Source organism: Colwellia sp. BRX10-1, assembly GCF_014077545.1.
In the GTDB taxonomy this organism is placed as follows: domain Bacteria; phylum Pseudomonadota; class Gammaproteobacteria; order Enterobacterales; family Alteromonadaceae; genus Colwellia_A.
This window is the reverse complement of record NZ_JACGWC010000005.1, coordinates 15,219-38,500: the sequence shown is the minus strand read 5'-3', so window position 1 is coordinate 38,500 and position 23,282 is coordinate 15,219. Positions and strand designations below refer to the sequence as shown.

Annotated in this window: 17 protein-coding genes; 5 read left to right on the top strand and 12 right to left on the bottom strand. The window is 38.9% G+C overall.

The annotated features are described in order from the left end of the window. Positions 1-45: 45 nt before the first annotated feature. Together H4J75_RS06430 and H4J75_RS06425 are read right to left on the bottom strand one after the other, a co-directional pair. Entirely contained in the window at positions 46-519 is a 474-nt protein-coding gene (locus H4J75_RS06430; RefSeq protein ID WP_182216839.1) for an ArgR family transcriptional regulator, read from the bottom strand. A gap of 49 nt (positions 520-568) precedes the next feature. Continuing rightward, positions 569-2,632: a CapA family protein gene (locus H4J75_RS06425; protein ID WP_182221662.1), complete on the bottom strand. Its 2,064-nt coding sequence runs from the start codon at positions 2,630-2,632 to the stop codon at positions 569-571. Between the two features lie 234 nt (positions 2,633-2,866). On the opposite strand from H4J75_RS06425, the gene H4J75_RS06420 reads away from it, so the two are divergent. Next, a complete protein-coding gene (locus H4J75_RS06420) occupies positions 2,867-3,031 on the top strand; it encodes a hypothetical protein (RefSeq protein WP_182221661.1) in 165 nt (54 codons plus the stop codon). Between the two features lie 232 nt (positions 3,032-3,263). Here H4J75_RS06420 and H4J75_RS06415 read toward each other — a convergent pair whose 3' ends face one another. The 3 genes from H4J75_RS06415 to H4J75_RS06405 form a co-directional block, all read right to left on the bottom strand. Then, entirely contained in the window at positions 3,264-4,823 is a 1,560-nt protein-coding gene (locus H4J75_RS06415; RefSeq protein ID WP_182221660.1) for an amidohydrolase family protein, read from the bottom strand. 10 nt (positions 4,824-4,833) lie between these two features. After that, on the bottom strand, positions 4,834-6,006 hold the full coding sequence (locus tag H4J75_RS06410; protein WP_182221659.1) for a M14 family metallopeptidase: 1,173 nt from the start codon (positions 6,004-6,006) through the stop codon (positions 4,834-4,836). Positions 6,007-6,104: 98 nt separating this feature from the next. Next, positions 6,105-8,975 (bottom strand): TonB-dependent receptor domain-containing protein, encoded by a 2,871-nt coding sequence (locus tag H4J75_RS06405; protein ID WP_182221658.1) that lies wholly within the window; start codon positions 8,973-8,975, stop codon positions 6,105-6,107. Positions 8,976-9,310: 335 nt separating this feature from the next. On the opposite strand from H4J75_RS06405, the gene gltS reads away from it, so the two are divergent. The 4 genes from gltS (at position 9,311) to dgcA (ending at position 13,642) form a co-directional block, all read left to right on the top strand. Further along, a complete protein-coding gene (gene gltS, locus H4J75_RS06400; RefSeq protein WP_182216851.1) occupies positions 9,311-10,525 on the top strand; it encodes a sodium/glutamate symporter in 1,215 nt (404 codons plus the stop codon). 50 nt (positions 10,526-10,575) lie between these two features. Beyond that, a complete protein-coding gene (locus H4J75_RS06395; protein WP_182221657.1) occupies positions 10,576-11,451 on the top strand; it encodes a LysR family transcriptional regulator in 876 nt (291 codons plus the stop codon). Positions 11,452-11,579: 128 nt separating this feature from the next. After that, entirely contained in the window at positions 11,580-12,575 is a 996-nt protein-coding gene (gene dgcN / locus H4J75_RS06390; RefSeq protein WP_182221656.1) for an N-acetyltransferase DgcN, read from the top strand. Further along, the gene (dgcA, locus tag H4J75_RS06385; RefSeq protein ID WP_182216857.1) at positions 12,575-13,642 is read left to right on the top strand and encodes an N-acetyl-D-Glu racemase DgcA; all 1,068 of its coding nucleotides are present in this window, start codon (positions 12,575-12,577) and stop codon (positions 13,640-13,642) included. The genes dgcN and dgcA overlap by 1 nt, the downstream gene beginning before the upstream one ends. Before the next feature lie 93 nt (positions 13,643-13,735). Here dgcA and prpF read toward each other — a convergent pair whose 3' ends face one another. The 7 genes from prpF to H4J75_RS06350 form a co-directional block, all read right to left on the bottom strand. Continuing rightward, positions 13,736-14,938 carry a 2-methylaconitate cis-trans isomerase PrpF gene (gene prpF, locus H4J75_RS06380; RefSeq protein ID WP_182221655.1) on the bottom strand — a complete coding sequence of 401 codons (1,203 nt, stop codon included), beginning with the start codon at positions 14,936-14,938 and terminating at the stop codon, positions 13,736-13,738. A 275-nt stretch (positions 14,939-15,213) separates the two neighbouring features. Beyond that, the gene (gene acnD, locus H4J75_RS06375; protein WP_182221654.1) at positions 15,214-17,838 is read right to left on the bottom strand and encodes a Fe/S-dependent 2-methylisocitrate dehydratase AcnD; all 2,625 of its coding nucleotides are present in this window, start codon (positions 17,836-17,838) and stop codon (positions 15,214-15,216) included. Between the two features lie 5 nt (positions 17,839-17,843). Further along, positions 17,844-18,983: a 2-methylcitrate synthase gene (gene prpC / locus H4J75_RS06370; protein WP_182221653.1), complete on the bottom strand. Its 1,140-nt coding sequence runs from the start codon at positions 18,981-18,983 to the stop codon at positions 17,844-17,846. 78 nt (positions 18,984-19,061) lie between these two features. After that, positions 19,062-19,952 (bottom strand): methylisocitrate lyase, encoded by an 891-nt coding sequence (gene prpB, locus H4J75_RS06365; protein ID WP_070376509.1) that lies wholly within the window; start codon positions 19,950-19,952, stop codon positions 19,062-19,064. A gap of 73 nt (positions 19,953-20,025) precedes the next feature. Next, the gene (locus H4J75_RS06360; protein ID WP_182169907.1) at positions 20,026-20,718 is read right to left on the bottom strand and encodes a GntR family transcriptional regulator; all 693 of its coding nucleotides are present in this window, start codon (positions 20,716-20,718) and stop codon (positions 20,026-20,028) included. A 153-nt stretch (positions 20,719-20,871) separates the two neighbouring features. Continuing rightward, entirely contained in the window at positions 20,872-22,101 is a 1,230-nt protein-coding gene (locus H4J75_RS06355; protein ID WP_182216861.1) for a nucleoside recognition domain-containing protein, read from the bottom strand. 377 nt (positions 22,102-22,478) lie between these two features. Further along, a complete protein-coding gene (locus H4J75_RS06350; RefSeq protein ID WP_070376507.1) occupies positions 22,479-23,249 on the bottom strand; it encodes a TatD family hydrolase in 771 nt (256 codons plus the stop codon). Between the last annotated feature and the right edge of the window lie 33 nt (positions 23,250-23,282).

Genomic DNA, 23,282 nt, shown 5'->3' with positions numbered 1-23,282 from the left:
TGAATGCCTTAGATAGTTAAACGTTAACTATCTAAGGCATGAAACTTAACTATCGCAATTCATATCTAGATAATTTATAAGGTTATTTGTTGTTTCTTCAATATTACTCACGTCACATGGAATGACTAATATTGTATTATCACTCGCCATACAGGCTAGAACTCCTAAGCGCTCGCCCATATCCTCAACAATCTTTGAAATCAATGTCGCTGCACCAATAACCGTTTTGATAATTATTTGTATATGATTGTGTTTGATTTCTAGAATCACAGAGTCAATAGACTGTTTAGCTCGAGGAATGTGTTGTTTTAATGGCAACCGATAAACAGCGTCATTATTGTTATTACGAAACTTTATTGCGCCCACCTTTTTCAATAAGCGTGAAATTCGTGTTTGTGTAATATTATCAAAACCACGTAATGACAACGCACGCGTTAATTGTAACTGAGAGCCGAAACGCTGGTCATTTAACAACGATTTTACCGCATCAAGTAGCTCAGGTTCTGAAATATTAATCATAAATATTGTCTACTATTTCCGTTATATAAAACAAAGGTTTCTTCCTAATCTAATGCTTTAGCGTTATAGGTTGTTCAATAAAACGGTCAATCCCTAAATACGATGCTTGAGCGCTTTGACTGTTATAATTACTCGGTTCAACCTGTTTGCTATAAGCTGTTTGCCATTCTATCAATGCAAAATCATCAATATTAAGCGTTAACTCATCTCCATTTTCAAGAATAGCTTGAGCAATGACTCGATAACTTTTATAGCCAATTCGTGGTGAATCAAACTCTATTTCAACATTTTGCCATTCTGTATTTTCACTTAAATCTATTGAGCCAATTAAATGTTTTTCACCATTTTCAAAGGCATCAAACAGTTTTTGACGGGTTTTTCGCCCTTGCCAATAGAAATTGATTTTCACCGAAGTTTGTACATTGAATTTTGCTTTTAATGTCATCGGACTACTTGGTTTATATACTCTTTTAAAACTCTGCATACCAAAAGTATTGCTCTGTAATGGTTTTAATTGTATCGATAAGCTATGTTGTCCACTTGCACCAAAATCATTAATCGACGTACTTTCTCGGTCAAATAACCAACCGCGTTCAGGGCTATCAAAAAGCATAAAGGTTTCAAAGTCACTGCCATTAATAAGGTTTGTCCCTAAACGATAACTAACCTTGTTATTAGGTAAAACGATTTGTGTGATAGGTGCTTGCCATGGCAATTGATATAAACTGGTAACACGTTCATTAGCGCTAAACGTTAGTTGTGTTTTTGATGTGTCTTGAGGTTGAACTGTATCTAAAACTTTATTAGCGTTAATAACACCGTGACCTCCTGATTGGGTTATTTCCGTATTACGAATTTTAGACAATGTTTTAAGGCGTTTCATTACCGTATAGCGATTAGTACCTGTTGCAGGTGTTGGTTTATAACCTTTAACATAAATAGGCACTATTTCTGCGCGATGAAATTTTTCACCATCAAGCCATACATACAAAATAAAGCTATGTTGAGTCGCACTAAAGTTTTGATCGAATATAAAATTCCCCATTGAATAGGCAATTAACTTATTGTCATAAAGCTCTAAACCTTGAGTAACATGAGGATGATGGGCTATCGCTAGCGCTGCACCTGCATCTAAAGAAGATTTCAATCGTTGTTCAGTAACCCCTGTAGGGCTATTGGCGTACTCTTGGCTACCATGGTACTGAACAATGGTGATATTACCTTTTTCGACTTGCTTGGTCACAGAACTCAACATATTTTCCATTGAGCCATATGCTGCACCACCATGATCGTTATTTGCCGTTTGTGTGGGATTTGCGCTACCTTCCCAACCTACGTAACCAAGCATAGAAAAGTTATTGTTCTTTATTTTTTGTTCATGGGCTTTCAAGGCAGACTTTTCATTAATACCTGCACCAGAATAAGCCAACTGACTTTGAGATAAAAACTTTAACGTAGAATGTAATCCTGAATCCATATAATCATAAGTATGGTTATTACCGAGGGATACATAATCAATACCTGCCCAACTTAACGCATCTAATATTTCAGGTTGAGAATAAAAAGTGACTGACTTTGGTGCTCGTTCAGTCGGTTTTTCATCGGCAATTTGTGTTTCTAAATTAACGGCAGCGTAATCTGCGATACTCATGTAAGGTTTAATATGCGAGACAATAGCGCGACTATCTGCTGCTTTATTATCTGGATGTATCAATATTTCATCACCAAAATAAGGTTTATAAAACCGTCGTCCCATCATAACGTCGCCACCAAAGGCCAACATAACCCGATTTTTCGCTTTTTTAACTAAAGTTATATCACTAATGTTTTTCTCTTTATCTAGAGATTGCGATAATTCAAAATGGCTGAATGTTTGAACATTAGAGAAATAATTAGGATGGGATAAAACAATTTGGTAACTATCAGAAATATTAGCATGAATAACAAATGTGCCTTTCTGGTTTGTGGTAACTTTTTTATCTCCCACCTGCACATCAACACCAGCAAGTGATTTTCCTTGTTCGGTATTTACCTTGCCATTAATAACAAAAGTATCGTTAGCGAAACTGTTTACCGTTACCATGAATAATAAAACTGACCAGAACTTGTTCATTAAAACTCCTAATTTAAAACAATCAACATGTACTACTATATAGATTTTTCATTGAAACTTTTATTCATAAAACAAACATCCCTATAACCTAAGGGTATGGACTTAAACCTGATTAAACTCATTAGCATTACCTATAGCCTTCATTTATGAATCACCAAAATTTTATAAATATTAATGTTGAGAGAATTGAGTGAGGATAAGTCATACCCTATTAATGATGAAACAGAGGCAATAATGAAAAATTCAACAACTAATAATGATGGAGAAACAACTGAAGATAAGAAAACAGCCAATTCATTTTTTACGCGTAGTACATTAAGTGATGCACATGTTAAACCCTCACTGTCTACTTATGAAAGCGACGATATAACGCCCTTTTATATATTAGGGTATAATTAAGAAATTGAATGATTGCTTTTGGGCGGACTTGGTTGTAAATGTCAAAACAACTTTTTTAAAGATTTTTAAACTTTAGTGTTAATACGATTTAACAGCTTTATTATTGTCTAGATCCCGTCCTGTGATAACAGGAGATGTAATTAATTCATCATGAGAAAAAACGTTATTGAACTAAGGTTTAATAACGTTATGGTTTCCACTTACGTATTACTGTTATTAACTAATGAGCAAGTTAATTAACAAATTTACCGGCAAGCTTTTTCAAATACTTTCCTTGATGAATGACTAATTCACCATTTAGCATCACATGCTCTATCCCTGTTGAATATTGGTTCCAAGTAGAAAAGTCAGCCTTCGCACTAAAGGTTTTTGGATTGAATACAATAATATCAGCTTTATAGCCTTTAACTAATTTCCCTCTATTGTCTAAACCAAGAATTTCAGCCGTTTGACTTGAACTTTTTTTAATAAAGTCAGCTAAAGTAAGTAGTTTCTTTTCAACAACATACTTTTGATATTTTTTAGGGAAGCTCGCATACTTCCTTGGATGACCATTAGTTCCATCTGACGATGTAACCACCCAAGGTTGTATCATGAATTTTTCAACATCTTGTGGCGACATATTAAAAGAGGCAACACGAACATCACCTTCTTGTACTAATTGAATCGCTGTAGTAATTGCGTCTGATGATCTTTTGTTTGCCACTTCAGCTAGAGTTAATCCAACAAGCTCTTGGTTTTTAAAAGCAGTGATCAATAATGATTTTGGTCCACCGCGCCGGCGAATGTTTTCAGTAATTTCGCTACGTAGTTTTTCCGCTAACTTAGGATCATTTAATCGTTTATAAAAGGCTTCTTTTGAATCAGCCATGACCCATTTGGGCATTACTGCACTGTGTAATTTAGTGCCTGAAGCTAACCAAGGATATTGATCAGCTGAAATACTTAAACCGCTCGCTTGAGCTTGCTCTACTTTTTCAATGACATTTTTACTTTGCCCCCAAACATCAACACCCAACGCCTTAATATGAGCAAGGTGAAGATGTATATCCGCTGCACTTGCAATATGAATAGCTTCGTCGATTGCTGCACTTAAACCGATATTAAAAGTACTTTCGTCGCGTAAATGCGTATCATAAACCCCGCCATATTTACTCGCAATTTTAGCCAGCGTTACGACTTCTTCGGTATTGGCAAAACTTCCCGGTACATAATAAAGCCCGCTTGATAAACCTAGCCCGCCAGCCTCCATTGCTTTCGTCAATAATAGCGACATTTCGTCAAGCTCTTCTTTTGTTGCAAAACGTTGAGCTCGGCCCATTACTTCTTCACGCAGACTGCCGTGACCAACGAGTAAACCAACATTAGTACCAATACCATTAGCTTCGAGGTCTTCAGCTGCTTTTGCAATATCGACGGGACCTTCACCATCATTTCCATTAATAACCGTCGTTACGCCTTGGGTCAGGTAATTTAAATTATGATTTTTATCCTGACTATAAAGCTCTGCTAAGCTATGTGTATGTGGATCAATAAAACCTGGGCTAACTACTTTGCCTTTAGCATCAATGACTATTTTAGCAATTACGTTATGATCACCTTGTGGATAAACACCACAAATAATATCACCGCATAGTACGATATCTAATGCTTGTGCTTCACCATGGATACCTGTGTAAACTTGGCCATTTTTAATTAAGGTATCAACCTGCTCTTTCGGTTCAAAAGAACAAGAAAATAAACTAAGCAAACAGCCCGTTATTAATACTTGTTTAATCATTTTCTGACTCATTAACCCTGACCTATTCTTTATTATGATTAGTGTTCGACAGCATTGTTCTCATTAATAGTGTTGATGCATTTTTCGCAATAATTTTAATGTTTTCACGATTTGATTCATCACCCATCTCATAAGTAATAGCATGAACATTATAATGATCCGCAAAATATTGTTTCGACACGCCATTATTCGGTGTATTTCCTGGCTGCAGTAATACTCTAAAGTTAGGCATGGCTTTGTCTAATTGACCTAACCAATGCTTAACAAAATAAGGTTCTTCTACGCCGTAATTTACTGGCATGGTGTAAAAAACATCTTTCTGTGTTGAATGAAAATCTACGGCAAATTTGATTTTTTCACCTTTTGCTACGAGTGACCTTAGATAGTTATTTATATGCTGGGTTTCGGGTTGGCTGAAGTTAATCCAATCTCTATTCAGATCTAAACCATTGGCATTATGTCGCCAATGCCCCATAAACACACCGTCTGGATTAATATTGGGAATAACTAATACGTTATATTTATCACGAAACTGCTTAGCTAAATCGTTATCTGCAAGTAATGTTTCAACAAAAGGAAATAACGCTAAAGCGCCGGTAACTTCTGGGGGATGCTGACGCCCCAAGATCACTAGCCATTCATTACCAGAGCCTATTGATTCAATTTTGTAAATAGGACGTTTTTGTACCGATTGTCCCAATACATCAAGACCGATGTTATCGTTGCTAATCAGTTTATTCGCCCAATCTATATAGTATTGGTTATCGATAATTTCTTGACCCGCAATATAAATCGCATTTGGTGATGCTTCAATATTCATGATCAGTCGTTTACCATTAATTTTATGGGGTTGTAGCTTCCAATTTTGTCCGTCTTGGCTAACTTTAGGAAGGTATCTGTGTTTGTCCCCCTTCACTATCATCGTTATTTTAATCATTGCTGATTGCTTGGCTTGTATTTTAAATGCATACCATGGGCTTGAGTTAATAGGAGTATTTTCAGGTTTTAGTTGGATTAAATACTCGTTATTTCCAAGCGACTTACACTCATCCATACGTCCTGCAGAAAAATCAGCGGTTAAAATAACATTGCCCGAATTACATGTTTGCGTATTAATACTTTCATCATTTGAAGCACAAGCGGCAAGTAATAAGACTGAAAATGACAATGCGCAAATAAATAATAATTTTTTCATAATTAATCTTTAAAGTTGAATGGTTAATATAAAGATGGCTCGGCTAAAGTGATTTGCCAAGCCATCTTTGTTATTTTACAGTAAGAAAATATTAATATTTAAAATGATTTACTTAGATTTAAATAAACGTAACGACCACGGTTTGAGTGGTAATCTCCTGAGTAACCGTGCCAGAAGTTATCTGCTAATGGCGGCTCTTCGTCAGCAATATTTCGAACACCTAAACGTGCGTATGTACCTTCAAGAGGGCTACCTTTACCAAATTTATATGACGCATATACATTTACAGTTGTCATACTAGCAATCGGTAAAAACACTTTTACTTCATCATCATTGGTATAATCTGCACTGGTATCAATAAATTCACTGACGTAATTAACACTTATACCAGCTCCCCATTGATTAAGTTTCCAGTTTAACGACGATTTAGCACGCCATTCAGGATTACCATCTTTTAAGATTAAATCGCCGACACCTGCAACTTCTACCTCTGCAAGGTTAGGATATTTATCTAAATTTTTCTGTGCTTCAAGTACGATTGCAGAAAGACTATCAACAGATGTTTCATATTTAGTTAAATGTGCTGCATTAATGTTAAATTCAAAATCACCAAATGATGTTTCAAAATCATATACTATGCCAAAATCAATACCTGTCAATTCTTGGCTTGCTGCATTTATATATCGGTTATTTACTTGGCTAGCAACTAGTTCACCATCACGAATAACATTAGAATTACCAGTGCCTCCGTCTTGACGTATCACATAATCGTGCGCTAGCACCGTTTCATAAGGAGCAAGAAAAACGAGATTCTCTTGGTCAATATTCCAATAATCGATAGTGAACGTTAAGTTATCAGTCGGTTCAAGAACGAATCCAAAAGAGGTATTCACACTGTCTTCTGGCTCAAGGTCTGAATTACCTTGACGGTTATCAATAACCGCATAGGTTTCATCAGTTACAGGGTCATACTTAGAAGAACGACGTGGCATGCTTGCTTCTTCAGAGCTTTGTTGTAAGCCAGGTACTTTAAAGCCACCAGCATACGATGCTCTCACACTTAACCAATCTGTCGGTTTGTAAAATAAAGCAACTTTAGGTTTAAGTGCATCACCGCCATCAGAAAAATTTTCATAGCGTGCTGCTAATTGAACTTCAGCATACTGATCACCGCTGTCAATTAATGGCACGATAAGCTCTGCATAAGCTGAACCTACATTACGGCTAGCACTAGAATCAGTTGTTGCGCTACTTCCATACAATGAGCTTTCATTCACAACACCTGAAGCATCAATAAAAGGCAAGCTTCCGTCTACATATTTTGAACGGTCACTGTCGTAAGTTTCACGGCGAAACTCAATACCTACAGCAAGCCCAGCGTCACCGGCTGGCATAGAGAAAATTTCTGGGTTACTTGCTTTGAAATCAATCGACGCAAGGCTAGTTTGCGATAAAGTATGCGCTTCAATTAAAAACTGGTCGCTGATTGATGGAGACACTAAAGTTCTATTACCAATAGTATTTGGATTGTTAACATCACCACCACCAAAAACGTTATATGCGGTGGCTGAATCTGTACTGTTCACTGCTTTTTCAAAGGCATTTACATCAATACGTGTGCTTCGGTCATTCGTTTCGGCTTCACTATAAAATGCAGCACTTTCCCAATCCCATGCTCCCATATAACCTTTAAAGCCGGCAAGTACACGAAAACTACTGTCATCAACCGTAACTGTTCTTGGCCCTATATCAGTAGGACGATATCTGCGTAAAGTTACTTCTTCGCCAAATGGATTGTAAAAGGCATCTGCAGATATATTAAAGCGATGCTTACTGCCGTTATGATTTTGCTCTGATTGATTCGTCAATTCCGCTTGGTAATAAATACCTTCCGCAAAAAACTCAACATCATCATTAACTTCATGCGTAAAGTGAGTATAAAAGTTAACTCTTTTTGCATCTGAAGATAAAGGACGAGTGGTTCCTCGATCAAAACGGATATCTCTACCGGAACTGCCCTGGTCAACACAAACATTTTCAACTGTCAGTGCTGAATCTACACAACCTGATAAAGTGTCAGGTTGTAAATGAAATCTTCCTAAGCTATCACTGTCAAACTCGCCCCAAGGCGTATCTGAACTTCGATTATCTAATTGTGTATCACCAATAAATTCTTCAGGTAACCCTGCGTATTCGCGTCTATCGTGACTTGCCGAATATGGACGCTCTGTTGCCATCATGCCGTTACGGTTATAAATACTTAAAGATCCAACAAGGTTAGAAAGACCGTTATTAAGCTCGACACCACCTAAATAAGTAAAAGTTGTTTCATTTAATGGTGTACCTTGAGAACCACCATGTCTAAGGCTCACTTTGTTACCAACATATTCACTATCAAGCGCATAGTTAACTACGCCAGCAATAGCATCCGAGCCGTAAACAGCAGCAGCACCATCACGCAACACTTCTAATGAACGTAAGCCTGAAACAGGTAAAGTGTTTGAGTTAACGGTATTTACAGGTACTTTGTTAGCGCCTGATTTAGATTGTGTACCAGGATGATTTACCATTCGGCGACCATTAAGTAATACTAAGGTATTACCAGCACCTAAACCACGCAGGTTGAATGAGCCAACATCACCACGGGCATCATTGACGTTTGAAGAACCGGTAGTTTCACCAAAATTAACAGAGCCCATTTGTGGAATGGAGCGTAGTAGTTCATCTCCAGACATTGCAGCTGAGTTTTCAATATCCGCAGCCGTCATTGTTGTTACGGGCAATGGACTAATATCAGTAGCACGTTTAACGTTAGAGCCAATAACACTAATTCGCTCTACTTTCTTTTCTTCTGCTTCAGTTGATGTTTCTTCGGCATGAACTTGAAAAGTAACTTGGGCTGTTAATGCCGTGATAACGCATAAGGTTAAGTGCTTTAATTTATATGATTTTTTCGCTTGTTGTTTCATTTCTTCCACCTTGTATAATTTAATTGTGGTCATTTTTGTCGAATATTTATATCCGATCATTTTTTTATTAAACTCACCTTGCCCAAAGTCATTCAACAATACCATTACTAGAATATCCGAACCCTATAACCTAAAGTTATGTACAATCAAGATTATCATAAAGTAAGCGTTTATATATGCGATAGTTGATTGATTAGAACCTTTGGTTATGCTTTTGTTAACTTTTTGAACTGCTTATTGGTTGATTACCCTTTACAATCAGATCTCTGTTTTTGAACATACAGTTCATTCACTATAAAAATAAAAGTGTCATAAAAATAAAGGCAACGAATAACATGCAACTAGAAATATCAATAATAGAAACATTTATAATCGCTTTATTAATTCTTTTCACGGGATACTTTTTAAATAGTAAAGTGATGTTTTTAAGAAATAATAATATTCCTGAACCTGTGGTAGGAGGCATTGTGTTCTCAATACTTTCAGCCATTTTATATATATATTTTGAGGTAAACTTTCTATTCGACATGTCTTTTAAAACACCATTAATGACCATTTTTTTTACAACGGTCGGATTAGGTGCAAGTTTTGCGTTACTTATTAAAGGTGGTCCTAAAGTTTTGTTGTTCCTGGGTGTCGCCACCTTATATTTAATTGTGCAAAATGCGGTGGGTGTTTCGATAGCAATGGCTACAGGACTAGATCCTTTAATGGGACTCATTGGTGGTTCAGTTACCCTTTCTGGCGGCCATGGCAATGGTGCAACATACTCTGATTTATTCATTAATGAATATGGTTTACCTAGTAGTGTCTTTGAATTAGCGATGGCGGCCGCAACTTTAGGTCTAATTTTAGGTGGGCTTGTTGGTGGCCCCGTCAGCAAAAGATTGATCACAAAATACAATTTGAAACCCGATAATTCGTACCACGAAGAACTTGACGATACCATCACCTTTGATCCTGATGATCATGATCTTGTTACGCCAAGAAAGATGATGGAAACTTTATTTGTTATTTTAAGTTGTATGTATTTAGGTAATATCGGTTATTTAGCCCTAAAATCTGTGGATGTTGTGTTACCTGCTTTTTTAATTCCATTATTAGTAGGCGTTGTTATTACCAATTTTACCGAGTTCACTAAAACCTATAAAATTAGCCGAGCGTGTATTGATTTATGGGGTACGATGGCACTTTCAATGTTTTTAGCAATGGCATTAATGTCACTTAAAATTTGGGAGTTAGTTAGCCTAGCTGGCCCAATGATATTTATGATTCTCGTACAAGCTGTCATGCTCATGTTATTTGCTTATTTTATCACTTTTAGAATAATGGGAAAAAATTATCACGCTGCAATTATGGCTGGTGGACACTGTGGGTTCGGCTTAGGCGCTACACCAACGGCGGTTGCTAATATGGAATCTTTGGTTTCTCGTCATGGCCCTTCCCCCCAAGCATTTTTGGTTGTGCCACTAGTTGGTGCATTTTTTATTGATATTACCAATGCGTTGGTTATACAGTTATATTTAAGTTTTCCATTTATGAATGGTTAAAGTCGGACAGTATAAAACACTCATTAATATTTTGATTTTTAGGAAACACAATGCGCTTAAGACATATTGAAATTTTTCATGCTATTTATACCACTGGTTCAATCACCAATGCCGCTAAAATATTGCATGTGTCGCAACCGTCTGTCAGTAAAGTGTTATCTCATGCTGAGCTTCAATTAGGTTTTAACTTATTTGACAGGGTTAAGGGCCGACTTATCCCAACGGATGAAGCTGAAATGCTCTTTGATGAAGTTGACAAAATTTATCAACAAATGCGTTCAATCAAAAATACCGCGCAAAATATTAAAAAGTCAGAATTTGGAAGCATAAGTTTAGGGGTTTCTCCTGCACTTGGTTTTGATGTTATCCCAAATGTCATTGCCAACTTCCATAAAGACTTTCCTAATGTCACTTTCGATATTCAAACTATTCATAACGACGAAATGATGCAAACGCTATTAGAGCATAAATGTGACTTAGCGGTTTTGTTTTCTCCTAAAACACTGCCGGGGTTGACCTCTGTTTCATTAGCACAATCTGAACTGGTTATTGTCTATCCTAAAGACAAATTCCCGCATTGTCCGACAAAGTTAACCCTTAATGAAGTTTGTGATCTTGAATTTATTGACATAAGCGACAGCGGCCCCTTAGCTGAAATGCTATGGGCAAGAATTATGGAGGAAGACATTAATTTCAAATCAACAATCAAAGTTCAAACCTACTTTATTGCCGCTAGATTAGTCGCTAGAGGCGTAGGTGTATGTGTTGTCGACCGTTTTACTGCAGAAGGTAACTTAAGCGATAATGTCGCTATAGCATCTTTCGAACCCACTTTAGCTTTTAATATAAATGCTGTTCATCTTGAAAACCGTAAGTATTCAAAGGTTATTGATGAGTTTATGCCATACCTAACCCAAGGATTTTAAAGGAATAAAACACAAACATAACCCTAGGTTATGATCAATTAAAACCTTGTCACTTTTAATGCATGCTCACTAAGTTAAGCTCTGGATACAAATAAAAATTATCCACGTTTAACTTTAGGAATACAGCTATGCATATTGCTTCTCCATACTTATTATTTATCGGCGACGCCACCGACCAACTGTCAATAAAAATGGCGCGTGGTGTTTCAGATTGGCGCCCAGAACTATGCATTGGTGAATATGCGGTTACTGGTTGTAAAGTTTCAACGGGAATTAAAAAATTAAATATCAAGCAAGCCGCGGAGAAAGGCGCAAAATCTTTCATTCTTGGCTTTGCCAACAGTGGCGGTGTACTAGATAAAAAATGGCTACCCTATATTATTGAAGCTTTAGACAACGGCATGGACATAGTTAGTGGCTTGCACAATAAACTTACCGATTTCCCAGCAATTGTCGCTAAAGCTAAAGAAAAAAACCGAAAATTACTTGATATTCGTCATCCTAAAGCCGAATTTATTACGGGAACTGGCGTTAAGCGCACCGGTAAAAGGCTCCTTACGGTAGGAACTGACTGCTCGGTTGGAAAAATGTATACCTCTCTAAGCTTAGAGAAATCAATGAAAAAACATAAAATGAATGTTGATTTTCGTGCAACAGGACAATGCGGAATTTTAATAGCAGGTACTGGTGTAGCTATTGACTGTGTTATTTCAGACTTTTTATCAGGGGCCGCTGAGTCTTTATCTCCGAATAATGATAGCGAACATTGGGATATTATTGAAGGTCAAGGGTCGCTCTCTCACCCAGCTTTTGCAGGGGTTAGTTTAGGTTTACTGCATGGTTCTCAACCTGATGCTTTGGTTATTTGTCATGACTTAAATCGTAGTTATATGCGCGGCTTACCTCATAGTAAATTTCCGAGCATTGAGGCAACCATCAACTTAAATTTACAAGCCGCAAAATTAACCAATCCAAACACTAAAGTTGTCGGTATTACGGTGAATACTTCAAGTGTTAGCGTCGAAGAAGGGCAACGTATTTGTGCTAAACTAAGTGAGGAATTTTCGCTTCCTTGTGTTGACCCATTAAGAGATGGTACAGATAGCATTGTGGCTACTTTGTAATGGTGACAGAAAATAAAGCAAGTGAAAAACAGCATTCAGTTAACAAACTGACAATCAACGTTTTCAATGAACAACTGCGATTAAAAAGTGTTTTTCGTATTGCTCGAGGCGCAAAAACTCAAGCAAATGTGGTTGTAGTAACAATAGATGATGGAACACATTGTGGTTGGGCGGAAGCAGTACCATACGCTCGTTATAATGAATCTGTGGATATTGTTATGGAACAAATTAGCGCGCTAGCTTTAACCGAGATAACCAATAAAAACATTGGTGAAACGCTTGCTTCCTTACCTGCAGGAGCAACACGAAATGCTTTAGATTGTGCTTGGTGGGATCTACAAGCTAAAAAACTAAACACAACGGTCGAAGAATTATTACACCTTGATCCTGCTAAAGCTTGTATTACAGCTCAAACACTCAGTATAGATACGCCTGAAGCTATGGCTGAAGCCGTTACTAAACTTAATAACCCGCCATTAGTTAAAGTTAAGCTTGATAATCAAGATATTATCAAAAAAATGACAGCTATCGCGCAGGCAGCGCCTAACAGCGAATTCATTGTTGATGCTAACGAAGGCTGGTCAATTGATGATTTGGCGAACAACTGTGCACAGCTTAAAGCGTTAAACGTTATTTTAATTGAACAACCCCTTCAAGCTGGACATGATCAAGCCTTAATTAATTTTGACTCACCCATTCCTCTTTGCGCTGACGAATCCTGTCATACTCGTGCAGAGCTTGATTATTTAAAAGGTCGTTATCAAGTTATTAATATAAAACTCGATAAAACAGGCGGCTTAACCGAAGCAGTTTTGCTGGCTCAGCAAGCAAAACGTCAAGGCTTCGAAATTATGCTCGGGTGTATGGTTGGAAGTTCTTTAGCCATGGCCCCAGCTGCATTACTTGTTAACAAAGCACGTTATGTTGACTTAGACGGTCCATTACTTATACGCGATGACCGAGAGTTTGGTTTCAGTTTTGACAAAGGGGTGATGCAACCTCTTCCACCGATTTTATGGGGCGGTCCGCATACATTGCAAGCAGCGAGTAATTTACTTATTGATTAATTTTTATGTTTCTCTTTATTCCCTTAAAGACTTCAATTTTTTGAAATGTCTAAGCCCTGCTTGCAGGGCTTTTTTTTAAGTTTTAATTAGAAATTAAAATGAATCGCCAGGAATACGTACCCAACCTTCCATTAATACCCGAGCACTTCGGCTCATTACGGCTTTATCAACAATCCAGGCGCCATTAACTTCACTGGCTTGTGCGCCCACTTTAAGCGTGCCTGATGGATGACCAAAAGTCACAGATTCTGAGCCTTCACCTGCAGCATTACCCGTAGCAAGAGCAACTAATGTGCCCGGAATAGCGGCTGCTGCGCCAATAGCGACTGCCGCTGTGCCCATCATCGCATGGTGTAATTTACCCATAGACAATGCGCGCACGTGTAAGTCAATATCGCTTGCTAAAACAGCTTTACCACTTGAGGTAACATAATCTTTTGCTGATGCAACAAAAGCAACTTTGGGCGTATGTTGGCGAGCCTCGGCTTCTGAAATTTCAGTAATTAAGCCCATTTTAATCGCGCCATAAGCACGAATCGTTTCAAAGCGTTCTAGTGCTGCAGGGTCGCCATTAATGGCTTCTTGTAACTCGGTGCCGGTATAACCAATTTCATCTGCATTTAAAAAGATGGTTGGAATACCTGCGGTGATCATGGTTGCTTTAAAAACGCCAACACCGGGTACCTCTAGGTCATCAACAATATTCCCCGTTGGAAACATCGCCTCTGATGGATCAACGGGCGCGATAAATTCAACCGGTACTTCTGCCGCAGGGAAAGTAACCCCGTCGAGCTCGAAATCACCAGTTTCTTGTACTTCACCGTTGGTGATAGGTACTTGCGCAATAATCGTTTTCGAGATGTTTTTTTGCCAAATACGTACGGTACAAATTCCGTTTTCAGGAATACGCGTTGCATCAACAAGACCAGAATTAATCGCAAATGAGCCAACCGCAGCGGTTAAGTTACCGCAGTTACCACTCCAATCAACAAACGCTTTATCGATAGCCACTTGGCCAAATAAATAATCTACATCGTGATCGGCTTGGTTTGATTTTGCTAAGATAACGGTTTTGCTGGTGCTTGAGGTTGCGCCGCCCATACCATCGGTTTGTTTGCCGTAAGGATCTGGACTACCAATAACGCGTAGCAGCATATTATCGCGTGCTTCGCCGGCAACCTGACAACGTTCAGGTAAATCAGTTAAATTAAAAAACACGCCTTTTGAAGTGCCGCCACGCATATAAGTAGCAGGAATTTTTACTTGAGGTATGTGTACTTGGGGAGTATGAATCATCAGTTTTCCTTCAATATTTTTCGCTTCTCAAAAGACGCTTTAGCTAGGTTGAATGATGTCACATAGCGGTCTATGCTGCTGCCATTATCTTTACTAAAAAGCTTTTTGCTTTGCGATTTATTCACTAATAAAAAGCAGCAAATTAGTTACCTAAATTGCTGCTTTAATTAAAATTACACCGAGTTGATTTTTATAAGAATTGTTTTATCAAGGCCAACGCGCCGATGACTAAGGTCAATGAGCACTTTAAACCTAGATAAAACATTAAAAATCAATTATCTATTAGACTCCAAGAAGTCATTCGCAAACTTTTGTAATACGCCACCTGCATTGTAAACTGACACTTCTTCGGCGGTATCTAAACGACACTTAACTGGTATCGTTAATAATTCGCCGTTGGTACGGGTCATTAACACGTTCATTTCAGCGCCCGGTGACATTTCCCCGTTACCTGCAACATCAAACGTTTCGGTACCATCAATATTGTAGGTATGGCGTGTTTCGTTATTAACAAACTGCAAAGGTAAAACGCCCATGCCCACTAAGTTAGTACGATGAATACGCTCAAAACCTTCGGCAACGATCACTTCAACGCCGGCTAAACGAACACCTTTAGCCGCCCAATCACGTGATGAACCTTGACCATAGTCAGCGCCAGCAACGATAATTAACGGTTGCTTACGCTCCATGTAGGTTTCAATCGCTTCCCACATACGTGACTCGGTGCCCTCTGGCTCTATACGCGCCAGTGAACCTTGTTTAATGTCACCGTTGTCATCACGACACATTTCATTTAACAATTTAGGGTTAGCAAAAGTTGCTCGTTGCGCGGTTAAATGATCGCCGCGATGCGTTGCATAAGAGTTAAAGTCTACTTCGGGTAAACCCATTTTATCTAAATAAGCTCCTGCAGCACTATCGAGTTGAATAGCATTTGAGGGTGATAAATGATCTGTGGTGATGTTGTCACCTAAAACTGCTAACGGACGCATACCTTTCATGGTACGTTCACCCGCTAAGGCGCCTTCCCAATAAGGTGGACGACGAATGTAGGTGCTCATTTCTCGCCAATCGTAAAGCGGAGATTCAGCCGGTTCAAAAGCGCCTAAATCAAACATCGGCGTATAAATTTTCTTGAACTGCTCTGGCTTAACACAGCTTGCAACTATCGCATCTATGGCTTCGTCAGTTGGCCAAATATCTTTTAAGGTAATATCATTACCTTGTTGATCTTGTCCGAGTACATCTTTTTCAATATCGAAACGCATTGTACCGGCAATAGCATAAGCAACTACTAACGGTGGTGAAGCTAAAAAGGCTTGTTTAGCATACGGATGAATACGTCCATCAAAGTTACGATTACCCGATAAAACCGCTGTTGAATAAAGATCACGGTCGATAATTTCTTGTTGAATTTTTGGATCTAACGCGCCCGACATGCCGTTACAAGTCGTACAAGCGTAACCGACAATACCAAAACCCATTTTTTCCATTTCAGATAATAAGCCGGCTTCTTCTAAATAAAGTTTCGCGACTTTTGAACCTGGTGCAAAAGATGATTTAACCCAAGGTTTGCGCAATAAGCCAAGCTCGTTAGCGCGTTTAGCCACTAAGCCTGCCGCCACAACGTTGCGAGGGTTCGAGGTATTAGTACAACTGGTTATAGCGGCAATAATAACCGCGCCATCTGGCATCTCTCCGGCTTTTTCTTGTGCTTTACAGGCATCAAGGTCTTTCGCTATGCCTTTTGACGACAATTCGCTGGTCGGTAAACGACTGTGCGGATTAGACGGGCCAGCCATATTACGACCAACTGATGATAAATCAAACTCAATAACGCGGTCATATTCAACGTCAGCTAAGTCATCAGCCCATAAACCGGTATGTTTAGCATAGGTTTCTACCAGTTCAACTTGCTCTGGCTCACGGCCGGTCAGTTTTAAATAATCAATGGTTTGTTGATCAATATAAAACATTCCTGCTGAAGCGCCATACTCAGGTGTCATGTTCGAAATAGTAGCGCGGTCACCTATAGTTAAACCTTTGGTACCTTCACCAAAGAATTCTAAGTAACTTGATACCACTTTTTGATTACGCAAAAATTCAGTAATGGCTAAAACCAAATCAGTAGCCGTAATACCCGGTTGGCGTTTACCCACCAGTTTTACGCCAATAATATCAGGTAAGCGCATCATCGACGGGCGACCTAACATGACAGTTTCAGCTTCTAAACCACCGACACCAATAGCTATAACACCTAAGCAATCGATATGCGGGGTATGGCTGTCGGTGCCAACACAAGTATCAGGAAAAGCAACACCGTCACGGAGTTGAATAACCGGTGACATTTTTTCCAAATTGATTTGATGCATAATGCCATTACCCGCAGGAATAACATCAACATTTTTAAACGCTGTTTTGGTCCATTCAATAAAATGGAAACGGTCTTCGTTGCGGCGGTCTTCAATGGCACGATTTTTTTCAAACGCATCACTTTCAAAACCAGCATGTTCAACAGCAACAGAATGATCAACAATTAATTGCGTCGGTACAACCGGGTTTACTTTTGAAGGATCACCACCTTGCTCGGCAATCGCATCACGCAGTCCCGCTAAATCAACCAAAGCCGTTTGACCTAAAATATCATGACAAACAACACGTGCCGGATACCATGGAAAATCAAGATCTTGCTTACGCTCAATTAATTGCTTAAGTGAATCTGTTAAGGTTTCAGGTGAACAACGGCGTACCAATTGTTCAGCTAATACGCGTGAGGTATAAGGTAGTTTTGCGTAACTACCGGCGCTTATTGCTTCAACCGCCCCTCGAGTATCAAAATAATCTATATTGATGCCGCCAATTTTATAACCGGGCAGCGGTTTGCGATGTTCATAATTCATAGTCATTACCTTTCGCTGATAGGTGGAACCGTTCTCGGCTTAGCGCCTTTGTAGTCAGCACTTGGACGAATAATACGGTTATTTGAACGTTGCTCCATAATGTGAGCAGACCAACCTGTTACGCGTGAACAGACAAAAATAGGGGTAAACAATTTAGTTGGAATACCCATGTAGCTGTACGTTGAAGCATGGAAAAAATCAGCGTTACAGAATAACTTTTTGGTATCCCACATGAATTCTTCACAAGCCACTGAAATATCGTAAAGTGACGTATCACCATTTTCAGCCGCTAACTTTTCAGACCATGCTTTAATAATGACATTACGTGGGTCTGAAGTACGGTAAATTGCGTGACCAAAGCCCATAATTTTTTCTTTACGTTCAAGCATACCCGCCATTTTTTCTTTAGCGTCGCTTGGCGATGAGAATGATTCAATCATATCCATCGCGGCTTCGTTAGCACCACCATGAAGTGGACCACGTAATGTGCCAATAGCGCCGGTGACACATGAAAACATATCAGACAAGGTTGAAGCACATACACGCGCCGTGAAGGTTGAAGCATTAAACTCATGTTCTGCATATAAAATTAATGATACGTCCATAACACGTTGATGCTGTGCTGATGGGCTTTCACCATTTAGTAAGCGCAAGAAATGTCCGCCTAAAGAGTCTTCGGTTGAAGTACAGTCAATTTCTACACCGTCATGGGAGAATTTATACCAGTAACACATGATGGCAGGAAATGCGGCTAATAAGCGATTGGCTGCTTGATTTTGCTCGCTAAAATCATTTTCTGGCTCTAAATTACCTAAAAATGAACAACCGGTGCGCATAACATCCATTGGATGAGTTTCTTTTGGGATCAGTTTTAATACCGCTTTTAATGCTTGCGGTAAGTCGCGCATGGCAAACAACTCAGTTTTATAAGTGGCGAGTTCTTTTTCATTAGGGAGTTCACCATGAAAGAGTAAATAAGCGACTTCTTCAAAGGTACTGTTTTCAGCTAAGTCAGCAATATCATAACCACAATAGGTTAAACCTGAGCCTGACTCACCAACGGTACAAAGCGAAGTTTCACCCGCACTTTGACCACGTAAGCCTGCGCCACCAATTTTTTTATCTGCTACTTTTACATCTGACATACTATTTTCCTCATATTCTTTTGTTGGGTTAGTCGCTTTTATCGCTGCTAACTTAGTTTTATTTTATTATAATATCTGTTACTTATTTTTGCCTTCGGTGAACAAAGCATCAAGCTTTTGCTCGTAGTCGTGGTAACCCAAGTAATCGTATAAATCCATACGCGTTTGCATATTGTCGATTTCAGCTTTTTGGTCACCATCATCAAGTAAGGTTTTGTAAACCGACTCTGCCGCTTTATTCATCGCACGAAATGCTGATAATGGGTAAAGTACCATCGCACAACCCCACTCACCTAGTTGCGCTTTGTTCCACAATTCGGTTTGGCCAAATTCGGTAATATTAGCGAGCACTGGTACATCTAACGCTTCGGTAAAAGCGCGATAATGTTCTTCTGTTTTAACTGCTTCGGCAAAAATACCATCGGCCCCAGCTGCCACATAAGCTTTAGCTCTTTCAAGTGCCGCTTCTAAGCCTTCTTGAGCAAAAGCATCGGTACGAGCCATGATAAAGAAGTCTTTATCAATACGTGCATCTACAGCGGCTTTAATACGGTCAACCATTTCTTGGGTTGAAACAATTTCTTTATTTGGACGATGTCCACAACGTTTCTGTGCCACCTGGTCTTCAAGGTGAACCGCGGCTGCCCCTGCTTTTTCCATATCGCGAATAGTTTTAGCGATATTAAACGCGCCACCCCAACCGGTATCTATATCAACCAGCAAAGGCAAACTTGAAGCAGCAGTAATACGCTGAACGTCAGCAATAACATCATTTAATGACGTCATACCTAAATCTGGTAAACCATATGAAGCATTGGCAACACCACCACCTGAAAGGTAAATCGCTTGGTGACCTAATTGCTCAGCCATCATCGCGCAATAAGCGTTGATAGTACCCACTACTTGTAAAGGTTTATTGTTTACTAATGCTTGACGGAATTTAGCGCCAGGTGAAAGTTGCGTAGACATAGGGTTTCCTCTTAGTTTTTGTTAAATAATTGTTGTGCTATTTGTTAAAGCCACTGGTCAGCTTTACTTTTATTTATTGTGTCGCGCTATTTTGTAGCGCTATTTTCTTTTCGATATTTTTTCTTGATGCGGCAATATGACGTCTCATCAAAATTTCAGCAAGTTCGCCATCTCGGTCACAAATCGCTTGAATAATATGTGAATGTTCTTCAAAGGCACGGGTTGCGCGTGGGCTATGCATGCCAAATTGAATACGGTACATACGCACTAAGTGGTAGAGCTGCCCGCAAAGAATATTGATTAATTGTTGATTATGGCTACCTAATATCACTTTATAGTGAAAGTCTAAGTCGCCCTCTTCTTGATAATAAGCAACACCATCAATAAGGTCTTGTGAGTTGGCGTGTTGAGCGAGCATATCTTGCATTTCGGCTATTTCATCATCGCTCATGTTAATTGCAGCTTCTCGACAAGCCATGCCTTCAAGCGCTTCACGAACCACGTATATTTCTAATAAGCCTTCGATGGTGCAATCAACAACTCTTGAGCCAACATTGGCTTTACGTTCAATTAAATGACATTTTTCTAAACGATTGAGGGCTTCTCGCAAAGTAGAGCGACTGATTTCATATTGCTTAGCTAACCCGGGCTCACTAATTTTACTGCCTGCCGCTATTTTTCCATCAACAATCGCATGAAGTATGGCATAGAAAACTTTGTCTGCAGTGGTCACTGGTTCTTGTAAGGTTGGATTGTCTAATGCCATAAGTATGCTAGCGCCATAATTGTCTTAATGAGGTAATTGTCGACATTTACCGATTTTAAAAATCATACTAAAGCACACAGCTTAAAAGTCAAGTAGACCAAAGTATAATTGTCGACAATTCACTCGTTAAATTAGGTATAGGCGCTGAGGGGGTTAACCAAAAAACCAATAGCAAACCGCTATTGCAGCAGTAATCCCAGCTAAATCAGCAAGTAAGCCACAGGCAATGGCATGTCGACTATATCGAATACCCACAGAGCCAAAATAAACGGCTAGTACATAAAAAGTTGTTTCTGTTGATCCTTGAAAAATTGATGCTAATCGACCGGCAAAAGAATCGGCACCATGGGTTTTCATCGTTTCAATCATCATAGCTCTGGCACCAGAGCCACTTAACGGTTGCATTAACGCCGTAGGCATCGCATCAACAAAGCGGGTGTCAAATCCTAAAAACATCACTAACTCTCTAAAACTGTCGACAATTAGTGTTAATGCGCCACTTGCACGAAAGACGCCAATAGCGACCAACATCGCCAGTAAATAAGGAATAAGTTTAATACTGGTGTCGAAACCTTCTTTAGCCCCCTCTATAAAGCTGTCGTATACATCGACCTTTTTTCGAACCGCTGCCAAAATAAAAATAATTAAGGTCGAAAAAATTAAAAAATTACCTAAAAATGACGACTGTTCGGCAAGTGCTTGTGAGGTCAGCATCGAAAAATAGACCACTAAACCTCCTACTAAAGCAATTGCTGCAGATAAATAGAGTAAAATAATTGAGTTATATAGCTTAATTTTTTGCACTGTGGCCACCGCTAATAAGCCAGCGAAAGTTGAAGCAAACGTTGCCAATATAATAGGGACAAAAACATCGGTAGGGCTAGCAGCTCCCTGCTGAGCGCGATAAACAAACACAGCAACAGGAAAAAGTGTAACGCTTGAGGTATTTAAAACCAGGAATAATATTTGCGCATTGGTTGCGGTATCTTTTTGGGGATTTAATTGCTGAAGATCTTGCATGGCTTTTAAGCCAAGCGGCGTTGCTGCATTATCTAAACCTAAAAAGTTAGCCGATAAATTCATCGTCATAGAAGCAATAGCCGGATGACCTTTAGGGACGCCTGGCATTAAACGGGTGAATAACGGCGAAATAGCGCGCGCAAGCTTATCCATTAAACCGGCGTTTTCAGCAATTTTCATCATACCTAACCAAAAGCTTAAAATACCAATTAAGCCAATAGCAATGTCAACAGTTACTTTTGACATTGAAAAAAGCGCTTGCACGAGTTCTTCAAAGATTAAAAGATTATCAAGAAAAAACCATTGATAAAGCGCCGAGCCAAAAGCAATAAAAAAGAAACTGATCCACAAACGATTTAACACAAAGATAATCTTATTAGTCATAGATAATGAAATTATCATGACATATTAACCGCAGTAATTACAGTCAAATACGCTTGTAGACAAGTGGAGAGAAATAAAGGAACACTAGCGGTATGGGTGTTAGCCGTAAAATACAAGACAACAAAACAAATAATATTTATCAGTAACTTATAATAAATTAAATTTAAATTAGCTTTTAAAAAAGTTTACACTACAATTAATCACACAGTGTAAATATCAATCAATTGCTCGCGATTTTTAATTTTTATTTTACTGATTTTTATCGATGTAAATAGTGTTTATTAGCGCACGGCTCATGCTTTACGAGCCATTCCCTTGGGCCCGAGCTAGCAATAGTTTCGGGCACTTTTTTGCCTTTATTTTAGCTTAAAAAGTCGTTTGAAATTTGCCGTTGAAAGCTCGGCTATCGTTTCAACTGACTGACCACGAACGCTTGCTAAAAATTTAGCGACATCGACTACATAAGCGGGTTGATTTTGCTTTCCTCGATGAGGAACTGGCGCTAAGTAAGGTGCATCTGTTTCAATTAAAAATCGATCATCGGGGACAAGTTTAGCAACTTCACGTAATTCACTGGCATTTTTAAAGGTAACGATACCAGAAAATGAAATATAAAAACCAAGGTCAATCGCTTGCTCTGCCATATCCCAAGTTTCGGTAAAGCAATGTAAAATACCACCAACATTTGCGGCATTTTCTTCACGAAGAATATCTAAGGTATCTTGCTGAGCATCACGAGTATGAATAATTAGCGGTTTATTTAATTGATTCGCAACACGGACATGCTTGCGAAAAGAATCGAGTTGCACCGCTTTAGTTTCAGGGGCATAAAAATAGTCTAAGCCAGTTTCACCAATCGCAATAACTTTGTCGGTTTGTGATAAACGGGCAAGCTCTTCTTGGTCAATTAAATCATCTTGATTTAGTGGGTGAGCGCCACACGACAGCCAGACATTATCATATTTAGCCGTTTTTTCTACCATGCTAGGAAATTCCGCTAAGGTTACGCTAACACACAAAATTTCGTCTACTTGAGCGGCGGCGGCGGCTTTTAAAACATTGTCTAACTCGCCATCAAACTCGGTTAAATCCAGTCTATCTAAGTGGCAATGTGAATCTATAAACAAACAACTTTCTCCAATAATTTTTTAATTAAAACA

Excerpts from the sequence above, each read along its gene's own strand:
- H4J75_RS06430 (WP_182216839.1), bottom strand. The coding sequence starts at position 519 with ATGATTAATATTTCAGAACCTGAGCTACTTGATGCGGTAAAATCGTTG.
- H4J75_RS06425 (WP_182221662.1), bottom strand. The coding sequence starts at position 2,632 with ATGAACAAGTTCTGGTCAGTTTTATTATTCATGGTAACGGTAAACAGT.
- H4J75_RS06420 (WP_182221661.1), top strand. The coding sequence starts at position 2,867 with ATGAAAAATTCAACAACTAATAATGATGGAGAAACAACTGAAGATAAG.
- H4J75_RS06415 (WP_182221660.1), bottom strand. The coding sequence starts at position 4,823 with ATGAGTCAGAAAATGATTAAACAAGTATTAATAACGGGCTGTTTGCTT.
- H4J75_RS06410 (WP_182221659.1), bottom strand. The coding sequence starts at position 6,006 with ATGAAAAAATTATTATTTATTTGCGCATTGTCATTTTCAGTCTTATTA.
- H4J75_RS06405 (WP_182221658.1), bottom strand. The coding sequence starts at position 8,975 with ATGAAACAACAAGCGAAAAAATCATATAAATTAAAGCACTTAACCTTA.
- gltS (WP_182216851.1), top strand. The coding sequence starts at position 9,311 with ATGCAACTAGAAATATCAATAATAGAAACATTTATAATCGCTTTATTA.
- H4J75_RS06395 (WP_182221657.1), top strand. The coding sequence starts at position 10,576 with ATGCGCTTAAGACATATTGAAATTTTTCATGCTATTTATACCACTGGT.
- dgcN (WP_182221656.1), top strand. The coding sequence starts at position 11,580 with ATGCATATTGCTTCTCCATACTTATTATTTATCGGCGACGCCACCGAC.
- dgcA (WP_182216857.1), top strand. The coding sequence starts at position 12,575 with ATGGTGACAGAAAATAAAGCAAGTGAAAAACAGCATTCAGTTAACAAA.
- prpF (WP_182221655.1), bottom strand. The coding sequence starts at position 14,938 with ATGATTCATACTCCCCAAGTACACATACCTCAAGTAAAAATTCCTGCT.
- acnD (WP_182221654.1), bottom strand. The coding sequence starts at position 17,838 with ATGAATTATGAACATCGCAAACCGCTGCCCGGTTATAAAATTGGCGGC.
- prpC (WP_182221653.1), bottom strand. The coding sequence starts at position 18,983 with ATGTCAGATGTAAAAGTAGCAGATAAAAAAATTGGTGGCGCAGGCTTA.
- prpB (WP_070376509.1), bottom strand. The coding sequence starts at position 19,952 with ATGTCTACGCAACTTTCACCTGGCGCTAAATTCCGTCAAGCATTAGTA.
- H4J75_RS06360 (WP_182169907.1), bottom strand. The coding sequence starts at position 20,718 with ATGGCATTAGACAATCCAACCTTACAAGAACCAGTGACCACTGCAGAC.